Origin of the sequence: Duncaniella sp., assembly GCF_029054785.1 — a bacterium.
Taxonomy (GTDB): domain Bacteria; phylum Bacteroidota; class Bacteroidia; order Bacteroidales; family Muribaculaceae; genus Duncaniella.
The window spans coordinates 1-6,328 of record NZ_JAIDEN010000131.1 but is presented as its reverse complement, the minus strand read 5'-3'; the positions used below and the strand labels follow the sequence as shown (position 1 = coordinate 6,328).

Genomic DNA, 6,328 nt, shown 5'->3' with positions numbered 1-6,328 from the left:
AACTTAAAGTATCCACGTTAAATGTTTAATTAATAGATAATTACTTTTTGACTGCTTAGGGGTTTGGCTCGGCCAAAAGCCTATGTCCGAAGCGGTCGGGTTTATTAATTGGACATAATCGGTGTGCAAAGGTAGTGATTTTATGTGGATTGGCAATATTGTTTTAGTAATCTTTAACAATTTGATGCCCTGAGGCCTGAGATGTTCTATTTGTGCTGCGAGTGGTTGACGCGGGTGATAATATGGAATAAAACGGAATGATTTTGTTTCAGATTATTATATGGTGTAATCCACAGTTTGCGCGGTGTTTTATTCCGGATGAAAATTGGTTTGGATGGAATTATAATTTGAGTTAAATTTGCGCTGTTCTAATATATTTCGACAATGACTTTTTCAAAGACAAAACTCTGGATGTCGAGCCGTGATTATATCATGATCACGCTTGCCGCTTTGATTTATGGTTTTGGATTCTCGGCTTTTATCCTTCCAGAGAAGGTTGTGATCGGAGGTGTGACAGGTCTGGGTACCATTGTCTATTTTCTGACGGGCAATCCTTATCTGATCGGTATTACGCAGTATGCGATCAATATCGTTTTGCTTGCGATCGCCTGGAAGGTAGTAGGCCGTACTTTTGTCTATAAGACGCTTTACGGGGCGACTGCTATTTCGCTTGTGGTTACTCTTATGCCTCCGTTGTTTTCCGGGCCTCTGGTCCCTGGGCAGCCTTTCATGAGTGTCTGCATCGGTTCGGTGTTGTCGGGCATTGCTCTTGGGATTGTGTTTACTCATAACGGCAGTACCGGCGGAACGGATATCGTGGCTGCGATCGTGGCGAAGAAAACGAATATGACTGTCGGGCGAACAATGTTGTATGTCGATTTCGCTATCATTTCATCGAGTTATCTGCTTTTCCATGATATAACGCGTGTGGTTTACGGCTTCATAGTGTTGTTTATCCTCACTTATATGGTTGATCTTATCATCAACTCAAACCGTCAGGCCATGCAGTTTATCATTATTTCCAAGCGCTGGGAGCAACTGGCCAATGCGATCAATAAATATCCCCGCCGCGGTGTGACTGTGCTGGACGGTATGGGCTGGTATTCGAAGCAGCCGGTGAAGCTCCTGCTTGTTGTCTGCCGTAAAATGGAGGCCGTTACGGTGTTTCGTGTCGTGAAGGATATCGATCCTGACGCTTTCATTACTCAGGCAAATGTCAACGGTGCTTACGGACTGGGTTTCGATCAGCTTAAATTCAAGCCTGATCAGGAGCTGAGCCGCCGTCTGGAAGAGGATAAATGTGAGCCTGTCGGTTAGTCTGAACGGTCGGCAAGCCGTAGGGCAGATCTGGTATCACAGGCTTTTATGATATGACTTTATCTTGATCTGATCAAATTTGTTTATGGATATTTGGATTGTCTATGATTCACTTATTTTTTTTAATCCGTAGATTAGGATTGCAGTGGAATGATTATTATAGATAAAGCAAGCGGCGCTGTCTTTTCGAAGATAGCGCCGCTTGCTTTTATTGTTTCGTGCTCTTAGTGGAGCAGGTCGTATTTGCGGAATGTCTTTGTGATTTTTTCGAGGGCCTGATCAACTTGCTCCATGGTGTGGGTGGCCATGAGCGAGAAGCGGATCAGAGTGTCGGTGGGTGCCACTGCGGGCGAAACGACGGGGTTGACGAAGATTCCGTCCTCAAGCAGATCGCGGGTAATGGCGAATGTCTTGAAGTCGTCACGGATGAAGAGGGGGATAATAGGCGTGGATGTGTTGCCGATCTCGAATCCCATGTTGCGGAAGCCGTCCAGCGCGTGGTTTGTGAGCTTCCAGAGATTATCCTGGCGTTCGGGTTCGCTCTTCATGATTTCCAACGCTTTGAGAGCGGCGGCAGTTGATGCCGGTGTGATGCTGGCGGTGAAGATGTAGGAGCGTGAGTGATGACGCAGGAAGTTGGTGATTTCTTTGTTTGTCGCGATGAATCCTCCGAGCGATGCGAATGACTTGGAGAAGGTGCCCATGATCAGGTCTACGTCATCGGCCACTCCGAAGTGGTGGCAGACACCGCGACCGCCTTCGCCAAACACGCCGATGCCATGAGCTTCGTCCATCATGACGCTTGCGTTGTATTTTTTTGCAAGCTTGACGATCTCACAGACGTTGGCAACGTCGCCTTCCATTGAAAAGACACTGTCGCTGACAATGAGTTTGACTTTGTCCGGATCGCATCTCTGGAGCTGCTTTTCGAGCGACTCCATGTCGTTGTGTTTGTATTTGAACTGCTGGCTGAACGAGAGACGGCGTCCTTCGATGATGGATGCGTGGTCCTGTTCGTCCCAAAGGATATAGTCTTCACGACCGGTGAGGGCTGAGACCACTCCGAGGTTGACTTCAAATCCGGTCGAGTAGACCATTACGTCTTCTTTGCCGATATAGTCGGCAAGTGCGGCTTCAAGCTGTTTGTGGAGGTCGAGTGTTCCGTTGAGGAATGGAGATCCTGCGCATCCGGTGCCGTATTTGCGTGTAGCTTCGATGGCGGCTTCTTTGATTCGGGGATCGTTGACAAGTCCGGTGTAACAGTTTGATCCAAACATCAGCACTTTTTTGCCGTCAATAATCACCTCAGGGTCTTGTTCGCTTGAGATAGCGCGGAAATATGGATAAACGCCGGCGGCTTTTGCTTCCTGAGGGGCTGTGTATCTGGAAAGTTTTTGTTGTAGTAAGTTCATAAAATAGTAAGAAAACGCTGTGCCGCGATTGTGAATATTTTCTTAGTCTTTTTGCAGTGTGCAAAGGTAGGAAAATTTTCACACTTTTATACATTGGGTGTCTCTTTTGGGTGTTAATTTTGTTAAACAGGGCTTTAAAGCCGGGCTTGTTTGTCGTATTTCGAGGTGAAAAGGTTACAATATGTCGGGGTTTCCTATATTTTTCTTAATTTTGCACTTGCTCTAATTTAGAATGTAATGGAACAGACTCAGAATACAGAAGTCAAGCGGACTGTGCTTGACTATGACGATATAGTTGGAATGGCTCCTTTCCTAAAGGGTAAGCGCCGTTTGGTCGGATGGCTGATGAAACTGCTTTCGGTCGATAAGGTCAATTGGATCCATAGCCATAATTTTGACACACCTGGACCTCAGTTCTGCCGCGGGCTGCTGGAGGATCTGAATATAAAACTTCGCATCGACAATGAGAAGGTTCTCGACAATCTTCCTGAAGGTGCGTTCATAACGATCAGCAATCATCCTTTCGGTGCGCTTGACGGGATCACGCTGATTGATATAATCGGGCGTCGCCGGCCGAAATTCAAGGTTATGGTGAATATGATCCTGAACTATATTGTAGCGATGCGTCCCAATTTCATAGCCGTCGATCAGACTGCGAGCGACGATCCTGCCAAAAAGGCGGTTTCGATGAAGGGAATCAAGGAGGCCATCATGCAGGTGCGCAAGGGTGAGCCGATCGGATTTTTCCCTGCCGGTGCGGTCGGTAACTACAACAAGAATCTGAAGTTTGAGGACCGTGAATGGCGTGAGTCCATCATCCGTCTGATCCAGCAGCTGAAGGTGCCTGTGATTCCGATCTTCTTCCACGGCTATAACAGCTGGTGGTTTCGTTTTCTGGGGATTGTGTCCTGGCAGATACGTACACTCAGGTTGCCGGCAGAGGTTTTTCGCCGGAAAAACGGTACGATCCATATCTCTGTCGGTGATCCGATTTCGCCGGAGGAGATTGCAGCCCATTCGGGTTCTATAAAGGAGCTGGGCGATTTCCTGCGCGAACGGACTTATTGTCTCCAGTCAATTAAATAGAATTTATTTTCGGTCATAGGATAAACGTTAGTCTCTATATATGCAACTCAATCTTCAGGAATTGCCTGTGGAAATCGTGCAGGCTAAGCAGCGCTATGGGATAGTTGGAAATGCGCCGGGGCTTCTGGCTGCGGTTTCGAGGGCTATCCAGGTGGCGCCGATTGATCTGTCGGTGCTTGTGACAGGGGAGAGCGGTACGGGAAAGGAGTTTTTCCCGAAAATCATTCATGGCTTTTCTCCGCGTAAGCATGCCAAGTATATTGCTGTCAACTGTGGTGCCATACCTGAAGGAACGATCGATTCTGAACTTTTCGGACATGAGAAAGGGTCGTTTACGGGCGCGGTTTCCTCTCGAAAGGGATATTTTGAAGAGGCTGACGGCGGAACGATCTTTTTGGACGAAGTGGCCGAGCTGCCCTTGACCACTCAGGCGAGGCTTCTGCGTGTTCTGGAGAGCGGCGAGTTTCTGAAGGTCGGTTCTTCTACCGTTCAGAAATCAAATGTGCGTATTGTGGCGGCAACGAATGTCGATATGGCCAAGGCTGTTGCGGAGGGACGTTTCCGAGAGGATCTGTATTATCGTTTGTCGACGGTTTCGATCCATATACCGCCGCTTCGTGACAGGGGTACGGATATAGCGTTGCTTGCACGGAAGTTTGCGTCTGATTTTTCAGAGCGCTACGCTATGCCGGCGGTTACGCTTGATGAAAGTGCCCGCGAGGTGCTGATGAGATATCGTTGGCCGGGAAATGTGAGACAGCTTAAAAATATTGTGGAGCAGATGGCTCTTTTTGAGTCTGGTCATGAGGTCGGGGCGGAGGAAGTGTTGTCGTTCCTTCCGGCCGGTGGGCTGAACTATGTGCCGGTTGCTTCGTCGGTAGAGAGTCATCATGACTATTCTTCGGAGCGTGAGGCGCTGTTCGGTATGATACTGCGTCTTCAGCAGCAGATCGAAACTTTGAATGCCCGTCTGGATTCGCTTGGTGAAAAGAAGGTGATGTCTCATGGCACGGCTTTCCAGCCGATAGAAGAAGTGGAGCCTACGGAGAGTACGACACATTCGATTGTGAAATTTCAGCCCTTTGCTTCTCCGTTGCGTCGGAATGCGATCGCGGCAGATGCGGTTGACTTTCCTGAGGCGGGAGTCGGAGTCGCTGTTCCGGCGACACTTGAAGAGACCGAGCGCGATACTATACGCCGGGCGCTTGAGCGTAACGGCGGTAAGCGTAAAGATGCTGCTAAAGAACTTAAGATTTCAGAACGGACGCTTTATCGCAAGATTAAGGAATACGGGATAGAGTAGTCCCGGAAAAGAAGAGAGACCGCCAAAACTTGTTGGACGGTCTCTTTCTCTTCTTGTTGATTCGTTCGGACATGCGCTATTGATCCTGTAAGCGGAGTACGCGGATGCCTGTCAGCTGGTGGGCTTTGCGCATGTATTCTGACAATGGTAGTTTGTCGATGACTACTTTGCCGGCTTTGGAAGATGCGTGGAGCAGGTGCGGTCCGTCTTTTTCAATTACAAGAATTCCGACATGGCTTACATCAAGGCCGTTGGTTTTGGTGGTCAGTGCCACGATGTCTCCGCCTTTGAGTGCATTGATGGTGGACTTGCTTGAGAGACGAGCGGATTTGATGTAGGGGAAGCGGTGTGATCTGTATGCGACCTCCATATCTTTGATTTTTGCATATGTTGCCGAGTCGCTCAGTGCCGGATAGCTTGAACGGTTGCGCGACATGTAGTCAAGGGTCTTGATCTGCACGTCGGATTGAGGGATGCGGTCGGTCACGTCTTTGATGTAGCCGCGGTGGCTGTTGGTGATCACCCAGTCACTGATATAGTGCAGGCGAGAGGCATATCCGTCGGCATATTCGTTGCGATATCTGATGGATTCAAGCATATTCAGGAAGTCTAACCATGAGCATCTGTGGTTTTCCACAGTCAGGGCCAAGGCAACTACATTTTCAACGAAGGTAGTGCAGTCCATTTCGTCGATATTGACGGTCAGACGTTCAGTATCGCCTTCAAGTGTTCCTGCTTTATAAGGGGTATCGATGAATTCGCGGCCTATGAATTCGATGAGCTCATTAGGGGAGTTTGCGCAGAGATCCGTTGCTTTGATCAGTATTTTTGTGATCTTGGTTGTGTCAGTCGCTTCATTGTGCCAGCGTACATCTTCCGGATTGGCTGCTTTCGTTCCGAATGGTATGCAGAAATAAAGTATTATATATATAATATAGGTATAGATTTTGCTCATAGCTGCGATGGGTGAGATATTAATGTATAGGTCAAAATTACTCAAAAGTTCTGTTTCTGCCAAATTAGGATTGGTATTTTAGGCTGCAAGTGTTAATTTCAGTAGTGAATTAGGCGCTTTTTGATACTTATTTGTTAAATTTCTGTTAAAACACTCATGAGGGTTTGGAGGGAATGTAGGAAATGTCTACCTTTGCACTCGCTTTTGAGAAGCAAGGCCTACGGCGGTAGAGCTTAAGAGAGAATAACAAATCTG

The 6,328-nt window shown here is 47.8% G+C and carries 5 protein-coding genes; 3 read left to right on the top strand and 2 right to left on the bottom strand.

Annotated features, from left to right (window positions below; genetic code table 11):
- The first annotated feature begins 384 nt into the window (after positions 1-384).
- Positions 385-1,317, top strand: a complete 933-nt coding sequence (locus tag K2H17_RS08460; protein WP_300133727.1) for a YitT family protein — start codon at positions 385-387, stop codon at positions 1,315-1,317.
- 224 nt (positions 1,318-1,541) lie between these two features.
- Here the strand turns inward: K2H17_RS08460 and K2H17_RS08455 are convergent, their stop codons facing one another.
- Positions 1,542-2,729: an aminotransferase class I/II-fold pyridoxal phosphate-dependent enzyme gene (locus tag K2H17_RS08455; RefSeq protein ID WP_300133725.1), complete on the bottom strand. Its 1,188-nt coding sequence runs from the start codon at positions 2,727-2,729 to the stop codon at positions 1,542-1,544.
- A 237-nt stretch (positions 2,730-2,966) separates the two neighbouring features.
- Here K2H17_RS08455 and K2H17_RS08450 point away from each other — a divergent pair, with 237 nt between their 5' ends.
- Together K2H17_RS08450 and K2H17_RS08445 are read left to right on the top strand one after the other, a co-directional pair.
- Complete coding sequence (locus tag K2H17_RS08450; protein WP_300133723.1) at positions 2,967-3,815, top strand: lysophospholipid acyltransferase family protein; 849 nt, start codon at positions 2,967-2,969, stop codon at positions 3,813-3,815.
- A 40-nt stretch (positions 3,816-3,855) separates the two neighbouring features.
- A complete protein-coding gene (locus tag K2H17_RS08445) occupies positions 3,856-5,118 on the top strand; it encodes a sigma 54-interacting transcriptional regulator (protein ID WP_300133721.1) in 1,263 nt (420 codons plus the stop codon).
- 76 nt (positions 5,119-5,194) lie between these two features.
- Here the strand turns inward: K2H17_RS08445 and K2H17_RS08440 are convergent, their stop codons facing one another.
- The gene (locus K2H17_RS08440) at positions 5,195-6,073 is read right to left on the bottom strand and encodes an N-acetylmuramoyl-L-alanine amidase-like domain-containing protein (protein WP_300133719.1); all 879 of its coding nucleotides are present in this window, start codon (positions 6,071-6,073) and stop codon (positions 5,195-5,197) included.
- Between the last annotated feature and the right edge of the window lie 255 nt (positions 6,074-6,328).